Source organism: Halosolutus amylolyticus (assembly GCF_023566055.1).
Lineage (GTDB): Archaea > Halobacteriota > Halobacteria > Halobacteriales > Natrialbaceae > Halosolutus > Halosolutus amylolyticus.
The window spans coordinates 656009-671851 of the sequence record NZ_JALIQP010000001.1 but is presented as its reverse complement, the minus strand read 5'-3'; the positions used below and the strand labels follow the sequence as shown (position 1 = coordinate 671851).

Annotated in this window: 10 protein-coding genes; 2 read left to right on the top strand and 8 right to left on the bottom strand. The window is 53.0% G+C overall.

The genetic code is table 11. The features are described 5' to 3' along the window. Nucleotides 1–39 precede the first annotated feature (39 nt). The gene (locus MUN73_RS03125; RefSeq protein ID WP_250138994.1) at nt 40–5100 is read right to left on the bottom strand and encodes an ATP-binding protein; all 5061 of its coding nucleotides are present in this window, start codon (nt 5098–5100) and stop codon (nt 40–42) included. 143 nt (nt 5101–5243) lie between these two features. Here MUN73_RS03125 and MUN73_RS03120 point away from each other — a divergent pair, with 143 nt between their 5' ends. Beyond that, nucleotides 5244–5750, top strand: coding sequence for a hypothetical protein (locus MUN73_RS03120; RefSeq protein WP_250138993.1), 507 nt, complete (start codon nt 5244–5246; stop codon nt 5748–5750). Between the two features lie 298 nt (nt 5751–6048). Here the strand turns inward: MUN73_RS03120 and MUN73_RS22670 are convergent, their stop codons facing one another. After that, the gene (locus MUN73_RS22670) at nt 6049–8451 is read right to left on the bottom strand and encodes an ATP-dependent DNA helicase (protein WP_250138992.1); all 2403 of its coding nucleotides are present in this window, start codon (nt 8449–8451) and stop codon (nt 6049–6051) included. A 268-nt stretch (nt 8452–8719) separates the two neighbouring features. Here MUN73_RS22670 and MUN73_RS03110 point away from each other — a divergent pair, with 268 nt between their 5' ends. Next, nucleotides 8720–10807 carry a hypothetical protein gene (locus tag MUN73_RS03110; protein WP_250138991.1) on the top strand — a complete coding sequence of 696 codons (2088 nt, stop codon included), beginning with the start codon at nt 8720–8722 and terminating at the stop codon, nt 10805–10807. A 172-nt stretch (nt 10808–10979) separates the two neighbouring features. On the opposite strand, the gene MUN73_RS03105 is transcribed toward MUN73_RS03110, so the two are convergent. The 6 genes from MUN73_RS03105 to MUN73_RS03080 form a co-directional block, all read right to left on the bottom strand. Further along, on the bottom strand, nt 10980–12098 hold the full coding sequence (locus MUN73_RS03105) for a tyrosine-type recombinase/integrase (protein WP_250138990.1): 1119 nt from the start codon (nt 12096–12098) through the stop codon (nt 10980–10982). Next, complete coding sequence (locus MUN73_RS03100) at nt 12095–12574, bottom strand: hypothetical protein (RefSeq protein ID WP_250138989.1); 480 nt, start codon at nt 12572–12574, stop codon at nt 12095–12097. Before MUN73_RS03100 ends, MUN73_RS03105 begins: the two co-directional genes overlap by 4 nt. Continuing rightward, the gene (locus tag MUN73_RS03095) at nt 12534–12998 is read right to left on the bottom strand and encodes a hypothetical protein (RefSeq protein WP_250138988.1); all 465 of its coding nucleotides are present in this window, start codon (nt 12996–12998) and stop codon (nt 12534–12536) included. Before MUN73_RS03095 ends, MUN73_RS03100 begins: the two co-directional genes overlap by 41 nt. Before the next feature lie 53 nt (nt 12999–13051). After that, nucleotides 13052–13339, bottom strand: coding sequence for a hypothetical protein (locus MUN73_RS03090; RefSeq protein ID WP_250138987.1), 288 nt, complete (start codon nt 13337–13339; stop codon nt 13052–13054). Nucleotides 13340–13348: 9 nt separating this feature from the next. Next, nucleotides 13349–13591 (bottom strand): hypothetical protein, encoded by a 243-nt coding sequence (locus tag MUN73_RS03085; RefSeq protein ID WP_250138986.1) that lies wholly within the window; start codon nt 13589–13591, stop codon nt 13349–13351. 847 nt (nt 13592–14438) lie between these two features. Continuing rightward, a complete protein-coding gene (locus MUN73_RS03080; protein WP_250138985.1) occupies nt 14439–15683 on the bottom strand; it encodes a hypothetical protein in 1245 nt (414 codons plus the stop codon). Between the last annotated feature and the right edge of the window lie 160 nt (nt 15684–15843).

The following is a 15843-nucleotide window of genomic DNA, read 5'->3' as shown; positions in this document are numbered from 1 at the left end:
TCATGGCGAATCAATAGGGATTGCCTGGTAACTGCCTCGTCAATCCGTGGGTTCGGTGCGGGTGACACGGAGGATAAGACCGTCGTGTTCGAAGCCTTCGGTCCGAAGTTTGTCAAGGGCGTCGTTGGGGAGTTCGTCCAGGGTGTCGGTGAATTCAGTCGCGGTGCCGTCGTCTTCAACGCCCCAGAGTTGCCAGTCACCAGCATATCTTAGATCGTCGTTCTCGTCATCACGGACGGTTTCGTAGACGGCGAGTTGCTTGCTCGTCAGGTGTAGGCCGACGACTGGGCGAGTTGCGGAGATTGCTTTGATTTCGTATCGGACTGGTTGGACGCGGTTTTCTGAGTCGCGTTCGAGGCCGAGAAGGTCGTAGCCAGCGCCGTCCCAGACGTTGGCAAGGTGCAGCCCTGCTTTGAGATCGTCGCGGTTCCGGGTTTCTTCATAGGTTTGTTGTGCGGAGGTGAGGTTACTGGCAGTGACGCCGCCGTCCGGGATGGGCCAGTACAGGACATCCCATGCGTCCTGTACGGGGCCGTGAATCGTTTCGACCGTGGATTGGTCACGAGTCTCGTCGAGAATGTTGTGCGTTTGTTCAGTGATGGTTTCGAGGGCGGCGTGTTCGGCGTTCGTCCCGACGGTTTTCTGGCTCCGCATACGGTCGAACACGTCGGATTGATCAACGGTCCCTGTTTCCCGCATGGAGGGTTCCGGGTCGGAGAGAGAATGACGTGACCAGCTACTATCGATATCAGTTGCGTTCGTTACGGTTGTGACACGTTTGTACTCCGGGATGAACTGACGGGCTTCCTCAATAAGGTCATCAGGGATGTCAGCGTCAGGGACACCTTCCTTGGTGAGCCAGTGCTGGACAGCTGCGTCAGGGTGGAACTGCAGCTGCTGAAGTTCTGTCGTTGTGATATACTCGTGGAGTCGGTCGGTGAGGGTGTCTTCCTCAATGTCTTCCAAGACGGTAGACTGGAGGAGGTCAAGGAGGTATGGAACGAGGTGTTCCTGGTACGTGTCAAACCACTCGTTCCAGCGGCGCTGGTTCTCCGTTCGACAGTGGACCGCGGGTCGGAATGGTTCTTGTTGGGTGGATAGCTCGATTTGACCGAATTCTTCGTTGATTGTTGCCTCAGACAAATCCCGTGGGGTTTCTGGCGTCGGTTGGAGGTCTGCAGGGGTGAGTGTTCGGAGGCGTGTGACAGCAGTAGTCTGGAGTTCGATGTTGAACGTGTTGAGTGCCTGCTCGGTTTTGGTGAGCAGCACATCTCGTTGGTCGGTGTCGAGGGGGTTGATTCGGTGTTCGTATGTTTCAACGAGTGGTGTCGCGTCACGGCGGTCAAGGAGTTGGTCGAGGTCTTCGGGATCAGTTTCGTAGGTTTGGAGTGCGCGTTCGAAGAGTGAGGCGGCCTGCGAGTGGTGGTCCTCAAGCAGGAGCTCGGCCAACGGTCGGCCGAACGCGGCCAACGGTGGGCGGCTGCCGTCACTGGTTACGTCGAAAATGATGCGTCTTGTCACTGGTTCTTCACCATTAGCGGAATCAGCGTTGAGCAGGGCGATTCCGTCGTCGTTTTTGTGTTTCGTCGTGGTTCGGGTGGTTTCGGTGCCGAAGGTCGCGGTATATTCGAGCCAGACGTTGGCGACCGGGGTGAATATGTTGGGGCTCCATTGTTCAACGTCGTCGGTGAGATTGACAGTAAGGTGTTGATCGGCGTCGGCGAGTGCTAATAGACTCGGCACGATTTCGGCGAGTTCATCGGCGATCGTCGACGCCACGTCTTCACCGGCGACGTCAGGATCGTGGTCCGGTTCGTCAAAGGCGTCGAATTGCACGGTTTGCTCGATGGTGACGCCGTAGTCAGACAGCGGTTGATAGTCATCGAGGAGTTCCGGGCCTATGGTGGCGCTAACGAGGCGTTCGTCCGGGAAGCATCGCCGCATAGTTTCTTGATCGGCGGGGGAGGCGGCGACCCAGGCTGGGTCTGCAGCAAGGTCGTCAAGGGACCGCCATTCGAGTCGGCGTGTCGAGAGTGCCCGTTGTTCACCGGCCGGTCGGTACGTTAGAACTGCAAGGTCGTCACTGGTGGGCTGGGAAGGACCATTCCGAACGATTGCGTCGAGGATTCGTTCGAAGAGGCTCGTGTACGCATCGCGGATACTCGGTGTATCGGCGAACGCAGTTGGATCAGTGTGCGTACGGAGTTGCGTTAACAGTCGGACAGCTGGGGCTGCGTTTGCAGCAGCGAGGTCTTCGCGTGCCGTGCCATCGATAGCACCGAGCGTAATCAATAGTTCGTCGTTGACTGCGGCTTGATCGACGGACCACAGTAGTTCAGCGAGATAGGGTTGGTAGGCGGATAGCAACGTCAGGTCTCGCGGTGGGACTCCGGTTACGTTCTCGGTGGTTGCTGGTGGGGACGCGTAGACGCGGGTAGTGTCATCTACCGGGTACCATGCCCGTTCGCCGAGTGGGTCTAACAGATCGATTCGATCCGGAATGACGTCATCGTCTTCAGCGTTTTCCTCGCCGGTCTGAGTTGCGTCGTGTTCGGCGTCCAACAGCGGTTGTAGCCACGGCTCGGCTGCCGTGATCGCATCGTACCACGACTCCGGTGTGTCGGTGCTGTGGTCCAGAGGGAGTTCGCCGAGCGTGAGGTCCCTTGTCCCGGGCCCGGGGGCGGTGAGTGCCGGTGGTGCGTCTCTACGAGGGACAACGCCGTTTTCGGAACCGCCTTCAACAAGTGTGATTGCAGGTGCGTCTTCATGAGGTGGTGCGGGGGCAACGCCGAGGAACGTGAGGAAATCGTCTAATGAGAGTTCCTCCGGGAGTTCACCGAGACGATCCTCATCAACGTCGGCTTGGGTAAGTTGACGGGCGGGTGCCCATTTCTCGTCTGTTGTTGGGAGGTACAGTGTTGCGATGGCACGGCCGGCGCGACGGGCGGCGTCGCTTGGGGCTGGGAGTGCACGCCAGCCAGGGCCGTTCTGGGTGAGGCTGGTGGGGGTGTCGTGGCTAGTCCCGGTGTCGAGGAGATAGAGCTCTGCGGCGAATGAGATGAGTTCTTGCTGGCGGGCGACGGCTTCGTCAGTAGTTCCTGCGAGTGGCGATCCGGACCAGTTTGCGACGGAGGCGTTCGGAAGTTGTCGGAGTTCTCGGAGGACTTCCCATCGGTTGAACGGGGTGGTGTTGAGTGCATTTGGGGACTGGGAGTACAGATCGGACGCGAAATCGAACGTGGTGACGGCGCGGTCGTCGGCTGTCAGTGCCGTCGGAAGGGTGAGACTTGAGGCATCGGTGCTTTGTAGGAACAGTTTCCGGTCATGACGCTGTTGGTGTCCGGTAGGGTGATCGCTGTCAGCGCGGTCTGGAAGCGGCACAGCTGACACTGCCGTTGAGCTGTCTGTTTCATTCGACTCGTTGGTGAGGATGACTGGGGCGACGGTAGCGTGGTGTTCGCGGAGGGCGTTACAGAGGGCGAGCGCGGTTCGACGCCAGTTTTTTCGCCGGTATTTTGTCGAGCAAAGCTGGTCGATCCAGGCTATCGAAGCGGCCCAGAACTGTTCGAACGTTTCGATCGGCCACTCGTCTTGGGCTTCGAAATAGGCGTCCGCAAGGGTTGCCCAATGGGTGTACGTTTCGGTGTCTTTGCTTCCACCAGGGAACAGCAGGGTTTTGAGATGGCTAATGACGTGTGCGGCGGCGTCGGAGTCACCTTGGGTTGGGTTGAGAAACTGCCAAAAGTCACGACGCTGCTGGCTCGTCGCTGCAGGGGTGGTTTCGGTGACTGTAGAGGGCTGGATCCATGTCCATTCGATGGCGTGTTCTAGATCAGCATCGACGGTTCGGATTACTCGGAGGAGGTGCAGCTCGGCAGCGATTTCTAGGAGCTTCCGATTGTATGGCCCCATTTGGTCGTCGTCAAGCCTGATGTTTGTCCGGTCGATGCTGAGTTGGAAGTCACCGTGAATATCAACACCAAACGGGGCGTCGATCAACGTCGGGAGGTATCCGTAGATACTGGCTGACGTGTCGTTGTCGCTGCCAGTGCCGTCGCCACCACGCGTCGGGGTTGGAGGCCAGGCGATCGCAGCTCCTGGTTCTTTGACGTCGTGATCGGCTTTCTCGGCATCGCCAGCTAATGCTGAGGAGGTGTACGCGGCGATTGTGCGCCGTTGCGGGGTGATTTCGGAGGTGACTGTCGAGGGCCAGGTAGTACGCTGAAATGACGGTGGGTCGTCGCTCGGCGTTTCAAAAGAAACGGTGATATCACGTCGGTCAGGGTCAAGACCAACGAAGTGCAGGTGGTGGGACTTGAATTCCGCGACGCGATCACGCAGCGTCGAGTACTGTGCTTCAGGGATTGGGACGACGATAGCCGTCGAAAGTTCCTTGGCATTCTCGACCGGTTCTGGTTGGGTGTCGGTGTAGAGCGGAAGTGGGAAGTGGTAGCTCGGCCGTGGTTCTGCGTCATCGAGACGCGGTACCGTGCCATTGAGGAACCGGTCCTGGCCTCGATCGACAGCGGGCGTCTCGCTGCGATTGATCCACGTGGTTTGGTCAAGCGGTGAGTGCATTTCCAGCCCCCACCACGCAGAGTCTGACGTGGTGTCGAGGTTACTCCAGACACGAACATGCGTTCCAAGGGCGAAGACAGAGCGGAATCCGATACCTTTGGTGCCAATGCTTTCGTCCGGGGATTTGTTCGACGTGTGCAGCGAACAGAGTGCGTTGAAATCCGGACGACGGCGATCAGATCCGCCGGCGTCAGGCGGATTCTCATAGTCGTACGATGGGTCAACACGGATACCATCGCCATCGTTCGCTACGAGTAACTCGTAAGCACCGTCATCACGCGAAGATTCTGCGAGCCGGACTACAACGGTTTCATCGGCACGATCGAGCGCATTTTGTAGCAGTTCGAATACCACTCGGCCGGAGTATTCGCGGCGGATCTGGGTTTCACCAGTCTGCTGCTGGTGAGCGACTTCCCCGTCGAGGGATTGATAATATGAGTAGTGGTTCTGGAAGACATCCGCAATTGTGTCGAGATCAGTTGGGACTGCGCCAACTGTGCGATAGGGAACCGGATCAGCCATGAACTCCTCTTCCTACGCTATGGTTATGTAGTTCAGCAATAGTCATGGAATTGCCACTATTGGAGCTTGGGGTCTTAATTTATGCCCTATATCGGTTAAGAACCGGTATGGGAACGTGTATCCGCTGTCGAGACGACCTCTCGATGCCAGAAGCGAATTACTGCGGGAACTGTGGGTTCCCCATTCTCGATGATCCGAGTGAAGCGGAGATTAGAAAATTAGCGCAAGATGAGTGGAGTGGTTTCTTAGACGGGTTTGATGTCCAGTCGATTCTTGATTCTATGAATGGCGAACAAGAACCCCCAACAGAGGCCTACCAGTGGTATCTCGAAGAAGGTGTGAAGGAGGCACTCACCGATCTCGCAATCCTCCAGCGGTGGAACTGGTTTGATAAGGAACCTATCCCTGGGCTCTTCTTTCAGGAAGAGATGTTCGAGGAAAACCCCACAGATGAGGCTATGGAAGATTTTATTCTCTGGGCGCGGATTGCAGCATTCTTCTATGAAGCGTTCCAACCAGCAGGACTTGAATTGAGTATTAGAATGGGGGCTACATTCGCAGAGGGACTCAATCCTTCCGATGATATCGACGTTTCAATAACAGTAGAACCAGACGACGAAGAGCAAGGACTCTCCGACCCTGCATCGTAGCTCCCCAGTTATTTTCTGTGTATAAGAGATCGGGTTCATCGCTCCCGAATTCATTCACGGAACACAACTGTGTACCTGGTTCGTGGAGCATAGACGTGGTACAGAAATGTGGTACTGTATCGTGGTACAGTGCTATGGTTTGCTGACGTGGTACTCTCGGATGGTACGATATCCCGATACTAGTAGTCGTTATAGTTTTAGGACACATTATCTCGGTACAGGACTGAGTCACCAGTTGATCTGGACACACGGGTCTAGCACCGTCGAGAGTAATGTCTAGGATCGAATTGAGACCCGTTCAGTTCTCCCAGAAATCCCTAAACAGTGAGGCCAGGAAATCAGGTTTCATCCGCACAAACTCTTCCCGCTCATTCTCTGGGAAATACTCGTAAACAGAGTGTAGAGCATCAGGAACGAATCGCTTCCCGACGACAATTCGCACACCGCGTTCGTCCGGTCCACGAATGACTCGTCCAAATGCTTGGCGAATTTGTCGGACTGCGGGGATCGTCAGTGCGTACGTGAAGGAGTTCTCTGTTCCGAATCGGTCACCGTACGCGTATTGGACGGCTCGGACTCTGGGTGAACCGATATTCACCAACGGGATACCAAACACAGCGCACGTGTGCAGCTCATCACCTTCGTAATCGACGCCTTCAGTTAACGTGCCGCGAGTACTCGTTACGAGAACTTTCGGCTCGCCACGAACGAATTCGCGTTTCAGTTCCCTAGTCTCCTCGTGACTCGATGACTGGTCAAGCAGGACTGGTTTCTCAATCTCCTCTCGAAGGCGGTTCGCCGCCCATTCGGCTTCGGAATAGTTTGGCCACGCAAGAAGGATGTTTCCATGGCTGCGTGCGATTTCTCGTGCGACGTAGGCGTAGCGCTCTCGTGTACTGTTTTTATTTTCAAGCGCGGGTTCGCCTCGGTTTCGCTTTTTGAACGCTTCGACGTCGACGATCCAGCTGGCGCGGTTTTCCTCGGGGAATGTCAAATCGTACGTGCGTGAGGAGACGATTCGCGGTTCCTCATCATCAGTCGCCAACTCTTCTAAGCCGGTTACTTCCTCAAAGATCGAGAGCGGTTCGAGAGTCGCGCTCATGAGGACGCCGCCGCCGAACTCGTCAAGTATTTCCTTGATTTTCTCCGACGGCATGCAGTTGTACATGACGAGCGACGCGTTGTAGTAATTCATCCACGGCTTTTCGACGTCTCGATCGTCCTTCTTCGAATACTCCAATTCGATTTCTCTGAAGTAGTCGACGTGGTCGCGTTCCCACCACTGCCCGAACAGCGCTCCGATAGCGGTGCAGACGCAGTCCCGGTCGATGTCTTCTTGCTCTAATGCTTGTTCGACGGCGAGTCCGACCTTGCTTAGCATCCGGAACGTGTCTCCACCGTACCCTGCCTGTTCGGCCCAGCGCGTGAACTCGTCCGGTTCAGGTTCATCTGGATCCCGGAGCGGTACCTCGATATCATTGTCCGGTAGCGAGTTCCACGACAAGCCAGTTCCATACTGCTCAAATTGGTCCCGGAGCTCGTCGTCTACCTGAGTCTCGAACCACTCCATCACGTCGTCGTAGAACGCCTCAGCAGTTTCGACGGCCTCGAACGGGACGTCATGTGCCGCAAGCCGCGCCTTGATTTCGCGTTTGTTTTGTGGTCCTTGACGCGCCGGCCGAAGAACCTGTTCAAGATCGTTCTTGGCGCGTTTGACTGTGTAATACCCGATCGTGTCCGTGAGAAGGTCTCGGACGCGTTCCTCCATCCGGTGGGCCTCGTCGATGATGACGAGCGTCTGCTCATCGAGTATTGGGGCGGTGAGATGGCGGCTAGCGTTGTCGAAGAGATGGTTGTAATTTCCGACCACGATGTCCGCGTTCTTCATGAGCACGGTCATCGCGCGGTGAGGGCAAGTCCCGATTTCGACGGCATTCGGAAGGAGTTCCTCGGTCGTGACAACGTGGTTGTCCCCTGATTCGAACGTTACCGGGGAGCCTTTGTCACGGCCGTACCAGTCCGCCTCGAACGGGCAGTACAGTTGGCGGTTCCCTGATTCCGTCATTTCCGGGGTCGTCGATGGTTGTGTTCGAGCGTACGGCGCAGTCTTGCCAGCGGTATGGAGTGGTGCAGCATCCTCGTCCATCGGGTCTCGTTGCGCGTTCTCAACGAGTACCCGGCCTTTCGCTGGATCCCACCATTTCTCTTCCTCAGGAATCGGTGATGAGTCCGGCGTCGCGTCCGTTTCGAATTGCTGTTGGACTTTGAGGTTGCTGTCTTCGCTAACGAGGTCAGCAGTTGCCTCTCTAAGGTCATCACATCGTTCCTGAACGCTGCTCCCGTCAGGGAACACGTCTTCGCGTCCGTACGGACACAGATCTCGTTTTCCGACGAGTGCGACGCCGGCAAGCGGTTCCTCTAACTGGCTGTTGATGACTCGGAGATCCTCGACGAATTGTTGGCGCTGTTGTTTCACCGGGGTGACGACGATAGCGTTGTTGAACTGGTCGGTCTCTCGGATGAGATAGCTGGCTGCAGTAAGCGAGGCCATCGTTTTCCCCGTTCCGCACGGGCCTTCCATTGCCAGGTATCCAGAGTCCTGGGCTGTGTCGATGATATTCTCGATGACGTCGTTTTGATTTTCGTACGGGTCGCTAAAGCCGAAATAGGTCTCCCAATTTACCTCAGAGGTCTCAGACACGGGATAGTAGTATGTGCAGCGCGATAGACTAAAAACCGTTTCCACTCACTGACTGGTCTCGGCGAGATCGCCGTCTGTGTTCCTCTGCTCTTCTAGCAAAAAGAGTTGAACACAGGTGAATCACCAACCTTGCTCCCGAATAGCGATCCGGCCTAACAGCGTAATTGGGTGGCTGTTCCTCGGTTTGTGTCACTGATCACAGTTAGATACAACAAAGAAGGGGAGAAATACCGGTAATCTCATAATTCCGTCTGAGCATTAGATCTCTATGCCAACCCTTCGCAATAAGACTACAGACAAGGGACTTATTGTTCGCTGGAAACCCCACCCCAAGCATCCGAGGCCGAGTACATATCAGGTTACACCTCGGGCACGGTCTTTCTTTGATAAGTTGGGATACTCAGTTCCATCACCAGGTGATGAAGCTACGATTCCCCACCAGCTCTGTCGACCACTTCGGCTTCTGGGCGATCTCTACTTTGAATCCTCATCACAGGATGACCTAGAACTTGGAAAACCGCCCGGGCAGAAATACTACGAGTCACCATCCGTCTCAGAGGAGGAGCTAGATGAACTTCGGTCATATGTCGAAGCTCACCCATCGTTCATCGGTGGTCTCCGCGAAGGATTAGACAGGGAACTCCCAGGATCATCTCAGGCGGAGAATGAAGTGGACATCCCCCAGCCACTCCTCAAACCAGAGGCTCGTAACATCCGAGATACGTCCGATGGTCGAACTCTACTTCCAGATCCGTTCCATCTCGGTCGAGTGGACAGATTGAGCAACAACGGCAACGCAATTCTAGACAGTGCAGCAGGCAAGGAGATAAATCTGGGTAGCCTCCCAAAGGCGGTCGTTGGCGAATGGACAGTTGGCGTGGAATACAGGGGGCACTGGACAATGTGTTTGACCCCCCAAGTTTGGAGTTCGGGGTACCGGTCAGACGCCCGGAACTATATCGAGAAGTTGGAAAATCTTACAGGATTGACAGGCCTCCAGAAGATATTGAATATCGAGTCGCGGCAATACAACCACAACCTGCACGATTCAGAAATAGAGGTATTTGTTGCGTTTGCCGGCCACGGTCTCGGAGTCGCATATCACGGCGAGTGGACAATCATTATCGACAGCGAACTTGTCGCAGCAAACCAATGGGTGAACGTAGCGATTGAATCCGTATACGGAAACGTTGCAATTGCGACACCACGGCGACCGCGAGATGAAAGTCAACTTGCTGTTGGTGACCGCGTAGACATAGAAGTTAGTAAGATAGGACAGAATCTACTCGTCGGTTCAAAGGACGGTACCCTAGTGACGGTACCCCGAGATACCAGTACAGTACCAGACAAAATCTCGGTAGCAATCACGGAGAGCTGCGAAGAATACGTCACCGGAACGCTGAAAGCGTTAGACGAATCCAGGCGACCCTCTGAACAGGAATTCGTTACTGTTTGTGAGGGTATCATCGAAGAATATAGCCATATTCCGGTTGTACTCCCTGAAATCCCGCTTGATGACGAAATACGGATTTGTTTACCGGTCACCAAGATCAATTCAGATGCCGTTCAGGTTTCCGCAGAAGAACTGAGCAAATTGGGGGTGTTTGGCTCCGAAGAAACCATTTCATCTTCAAGCCAAGAGTGGACCTCTGAAGGTCTCTTCATACAATCGAACGGGGTACCTATTCGGGTTCGTGGGGCCCGCTATGTACCAGGTGTCACTATTGAAGCGCGGCCGATCGGATTTGAGGAGGGATTCGTAGAGACATCGTTTGAGAGGTATGTCGTTCCAGAATCCGCTGGTTCTGTTGAGGAAGCGTTTGAGATAGGGAACGAACAAATGCAGCGGGGTGAGTTTCATGAGGCTCTCCTGACCTTCACCTCTATTGTAGAGAGAATTGACATCGAGGAGGAACCAGAACGATGGATGGATGCAGTCGTCCACGAAATATTGGCTCTGACTGCAATTCCAGTTGCGAAAGGAGAGTATGAAGACGCGCTCAGGCTCTTATCTATTCGAGCAGAGGGCCTTCAACAGAACGAGGAATTGCTGGAGCGTATTCGAAGTATTGCCCGTATAGAACTCGCGGCCTACCGGTCTATCATCAACGGGTTGTTGCATATAGCTACAGTTGACCAAACTGACGACGGTGTCGAGAAAACATCTCGAAGACAGGAGGCGAAAGAATGCCTGTCTCGTAGTGTCGATAAGTTAAACGAATCCCGCTCGATTGCTACACGTAGAGATCCTCACTGGTTCATCCACGAAAGGTTGCGAGAGGCAGCTGAAGGGGTCCTCTTTCCGCCACAGTCGGTAAAGGACTACATTGGAGATTATGAGACAGAGGTCGCGTAAGGTCCATCAGCCGTATTGAAACCTGAGTTTTGGACCAAAAAGCTGGTTATTCATCTGTATGGATCTCGTTTGTGGCCAATATTGGCGTCAATACGCGATAACTTGTTCTCCTGTACTTATCGAATCACGATGCCTGCATAGTAGGTATAAGAGCCGTTCTATGGCACCTAAACTATAGCAGTTTATAGATTTCGTTCCGGTACTGGTCTTCGATATCCGAATAGTACCCGTGAAGGTACTCGTCAATCGGTTCACCTTCCCGGCCGTCACCGATCTTGTCCCCACGCATGTACTGGACGTATTCCTTTTCGATCGGATTCTCCATCTTCCAAAACGTGGAGAACCAGTGCCGGCCGAAGTGGCTCGTTAGTTCCTTCTCGTACGCTTCAGCCGAGATGTGTGAACGGACCTGTTCTTTCCAGTGCCTGTTGATCCCGTCTTTATCTTTGATTCGGTCGTGATGTGTCTGTGAGAGAAACACCCACGGTTCACCGCAGTCAGGGCGGATCAGCAAGTATTGCGTCAGCACGCTACGCATCTCCTCGTCGAGCGGCAGGATTCGGGGGTACCGCGACTTGTTCCCCGGTCGATGGTATTTTGTAGGGATGAAGATCGCGTTTTTCTGACCGGCGAGACGATGGTGACTTCCTAATTCAGGGTAATGGTCTTGCAACTCCGCGTTCTCGATGTGAATATCTTCTAACTTCACGTTCCGGATTTCTCCCTGTCGCATCCCCAATTTGAGTCCCATCAGTATCACCGCGAGTTTAAACACGTGCGTGATGTCAGCTAACACTTCACGCATTTCTTCTCGCGTGACCTTTGGGTAATCCTTCTCCTCCTCTTCTGGCCACGTGATTTTCTCCCAGGCGTTATCCACAGGGTTGTACTCCTCTGTGTGCGGGAATACGTTCTCGTTTTGAAAGTACTTGTACGCCTTATTGACGTAGTTGAGTTTCGTTTTGACCGTTTCCTTCCCGTTGTCTCGTTGTTGGAATTCGTACTCTGCGAATCCGTTAACGAGCGTGGGGTTCGCGCACGCCGGGTGTCGTCCTTGCTGCGTCACATACTCTTTGAAATGCCGTATCGATCGTTCGTATTCGTCAACAGTACTGTCCCTTCGATTGCTGTCCCGAACAACATCATCGAGAAACATCTCAAACGGCTCAACACCGTCTTCCTGCATCTGGACGAAACTCTCATCGTACTGCTTCAACGGGTCTACTGATCGATTGAACTCTTCCCCGATCCGTTCTCGCTGATCGTCTACCGATTGTTTTTCTTTGCTCATATTGACCACTCACTAACTTTGTATTCCCAGACCTCGCGTGTCACACCACCTTGTACGGCCGCCATTCGAGGCGGATGGTGCGAATGCGGGTACTCAGTATGCCACAGCAGATACGTGTAGAAATCCTCTAACCGTACCCAGTACGGATTGTACGCTCGCTTCGTCTGCATCCTATCGATTAAGCCAGTAAACCACGACTCGACATCGTCAGGACGGGCAAGCGCTGGATGACGACCGCGCTGACGCATATGCTCTTTCCACGACTCCTCAACGAGTTCCGTCTCGTACTGAACAGTCTGTGCAGGATTCGAGAGTTCATGCTCAACGTACTCCGCCCACACATCTCGTCCCTCGAAGGCTGTCGCAGAATTGTACAGACGAGAATGATCCGGCACCTGCTCAAGCGTCTTGTACACGCCGATACGGTGGAGGGGATCACTTGATTTCGTCATTGAAATAGTACTCTCCGTCTTCATACTGGAGTTCTCCAACAGTCACCAGTCCTTCAACTTGTTTTGGGACTCGGTCAGATGTCGTTTCAATCATTTCCTGGATGATGTCACCGAGTTCTACGCCGGGATTCTCCTGAACGAATGCCTTGATCGCCTCCCGTTCTCGCGTCTGTAACTGGTGTTCTAATTTCGCAACCCGATCCCGAGTGCGATCTAATTCGTGCTTCAAATCGTTTCGCTGGCGGCGCAACTCACTAACTGACTCATCCGGTTCGACATCAACATCGAACTTCTTCAGCCCAGCTTCCGTCATCGCTTGGATGAACCCCGAAAGCGACATGTCCATCTGCTTGGCTTCCTCTTTCCAACGGGCGTGTTGCTCCTTGGTAGGGTACGTCATCGTTGGCTGCGTTTGGCTACTGTTCCCGGGCATGGAACGGATGGTCACCACACTCGCTATTGGTCACTATATTAAACGCTTGGAAAGTTACCCCGCCATCGTCAGTCGTCTCTATCAAGCGGTTCAAAGAGAATGAAGCCCTTCTCGATTCGAACGACGATGTGGTCGGTTTCGGTAGGGTCAATGCCCTGGCGTTCGAGATGTTCTAGTGTAAAGAAGACAGGGACACCAATGACCCCCTGTTCCTCTGTTCGAGTGATTTTGGCTGTCCGTAACTCATCCAGGGACTTCTCGACCTCCCGTGAGTCATCCACTCGCTCTCCGGCTTTCCAGAACTCATCCACTGATTTTTCGTCTTCCTTGATGGACACGTCTACATGTGTGGACATGACTGTACACTACCTCCGTCCTGCTGTCTTTTCGAACCGCTTTTTCCAACGACGACCAGTCCATTCGACTTTCATTTGCTCGATTTTATCACCGGGTTCGAAACGGAGTGGGTACCGGACGTAGCCTGTCATCATGATTGCAGGGATCTCACTCGTTTCGGTCTCGATGATGATGTTGACTGCCTCCCAATTTATTTCCGGATCGTGTAGTTCAGGTGGGGTTGGATCTGGATCGCGGTAGAGGGCTTCCACTATAAATTGTTCTCCGATCTTGATGTTTTGACTAAGTACGAAGGGTCCATTCCAGGGTGGGAGATCGCGTACGGAACGGACGGACCCTGTATGAGAGTCGTCTGTCGCTTGAGTTGGTTTTGTCATCGGTTCACACTTTTTCTGATCGGGGTGTATTTAAAACTCTGCCCTGAGAGGAGTTCGGATCTATTTCCCTGAGTTCCAGAATCTTACGGATTCAGCGCCGAATAGAGTGCATGCTATTGATTTCGAAGATTTCGTTGCGTCGATCAATTGGGGTTATCTCCAGCAATTCACCGGTGGAACAACGTAGTCACTGATACGGAACCTCCGGAAGTAGTAGCCAGCGGTACTATCACCGAGATTTCGGATGGTTGATGTCATAGAGTTCGTAGGAACCAGTCTCGTGCACGATTGTAGCGACAGCTATTGAATTCGAATTCTCCATTGTGGATTTCAATTGATGGAGGTAGCTAGCGGTTTCGAAGATTTCATTGTCAATATCAATAGACCACCCTATTATTCATTAATTTAGCGTCGTATTTTTCCGCGTGGATACGAGCACGATTGCTAACTGCCGGTTGTGACTTTCGAAGAGATCATAGTGATATTCAATTGCACCGCTCCGCCGTCCTGCCTATCGATTTCGCATAACGCATTGTGGAATTCAATTTATCTCTATTCTATCATAGGCAATTCTCGCTGATTTGATTCCGGAGGGGAATTCCACTCCGGAATCGGGTCTAAGCCCAGAAAACGATAGAATTACCCCTTGAGAAAAAACCAGTATAACTAGTGTACCGTACCCCATTTAGAGAAGTTAGACAAACACCTCCGGAACAATAATCTACCAATCTAGTGATAATACTTGTTCTCGGTTGAGATCTATGCTGTTTGAGCTGAGTGTTTGTTGTTTGAGTTTCCACGTCGTTGTCCAGTCAGCTACTGCCCACTCATGAGTCTCGCTCTCGTATGCATCCTGTATTTGGTTTCGGCCGTTCTCAACACTATAATCTGATTTGAATGGCCCGTTAGGAAGGACACCGAGACCCTGGTTGTGCCAGTAATTGAATACCTTGTAAGCAGTTTCCCGCGAGTCAAAGACAGCGATCGTTTTCTTACCGTGTTGATCCAGCACTTTCAATTTCTCATACGTCTTTCTATAGAGTTCTCTGTTGTTGTGATCGGTCATGATCTCGTACGTGTAGACTTGCCCCTCAGGATCTCTACTCACGAGGTCAACGACGTATTCAGAAGTGTCCAAATACGGCCGGACTTCGTTTCCTTCTAAGGTGTTTTTGAGAGCGACGAGACCGACTGTCACTCGGTGAACTAATCCTTCAAGCGGACCGCCCTTGAGGTCAGGGAATTCTGACCGACCATTGATGAGGAGACGGCATTTCTGAGTGAGATCGTACCAGACTCGTTTTCGAAACAGAGCGGTTGGTTTTAAAAACTCGGTCTCAAGGTCGAACCAACATGCATCACGGTATGTGAGAAGGATTTCCCGGTCGATAGTGGTATCGTAGTAGAGGCGGTTGAGACGATCCTCATCAAGATCTTTAGTGAGCTGATGGATACTTGGACATTGATCCCACAGGAGATGGACACCGCATACGACGTCTCCGTTCCAGAGTTTTACAAGTCGCTGGAGGAATGTTCGTTTATCAGTATCGAGACGCATCGGGGTTCGATCGATACCACCGCGGATACGTTTTTCAGCGAGTTTTTTCCATTTGAGTGGATCAACTCCTTGTGGTCGGGGCGGGTCTAACGGATCGTATAAGAACTCGTCTTTGAAGGCCTCACATGAGTACCATCGTAACGTTGGTCGATTATACGTGTTGAGCACCAGTATGTAGTCCGACCAAACGTTCGCCTTCTCAATATTGAATTTAAAAGAACGCTTTTCGTATTCGTCTGAGTCTCTTGGAACTCGTTTCCAATCGCTTGTATCCTCGTCTGGATATGATGGGAAGACCTCGAACGCGTACCGGTCCTCTGAGTATGGGTGGCTGGATTTACCATAGAGAGGAGCGGTCCGAAGCCACTCATCTCTACGCGTAGTGGTTTCAAATGGGCTTAATTTCATTACTAAGAACTAGTCCTCAGACAAGCAAAAGGGTTAGCCCGGGTGGATTTACCGAAAACTACCTTTCCAGACGCGAACATCTCGGTTTCTTCTAATGCTAGTATACAAATACAGGCTACCGAAATCAAGAAGTCGATATTGAGTCTTCTATTCCGATTCT

Coding starts and splice junctions, on each gene's coding strand:
- MUN73_RS03125 (WP_250138994.1), bottom strand. CDS start 5,100: ATGGCTGATCCGGTTCCCTATCGCACAGTTGGCGCAGTCCCAACTGAT.
- MUN73_RS03120 (WP_250138993.1), top strand. CDS start 5,244: ATGCCAGAAGCGAATTACTGCGGGAACTGTGGGTTCCCCATTCTCGAT.
- MUN73_RS03110 (WP_250138991.1), top strand. CDS start 8,720: ATGCCAACCCTTCGCAATAAGACTACAGACAAGGGACTTATTGTTCGC.
- MUN73_RS03105 (WP_250138990.1), bottom strand. CDS start 12,098: ATGAGCAAAGAAAAACAATCGGTAGACGATCAGCGAGAACGGATCGGG.
- MUN73_RS03100 (WP_250138989.1), bottom strand. CDS start 12,574: ATGAAGACGGAGAGTACTATTTCAATGACGAAATCAAGTGATCCCCTC.
- MUN73_RS03090 (WP_250138987.1), bottom strand. CDS start 13,339: ATGTCCACACATGTAGACGTGTCCATCAAGGAAGACGAAAAATCAGTG.
- MUN73_RS03080 (WP_250138985.1), bottom strand. CDS start 15,683: ATGAAATTAAGCCCATTTGAAACCACTACGCGTAGAGATGAGTGGCTT.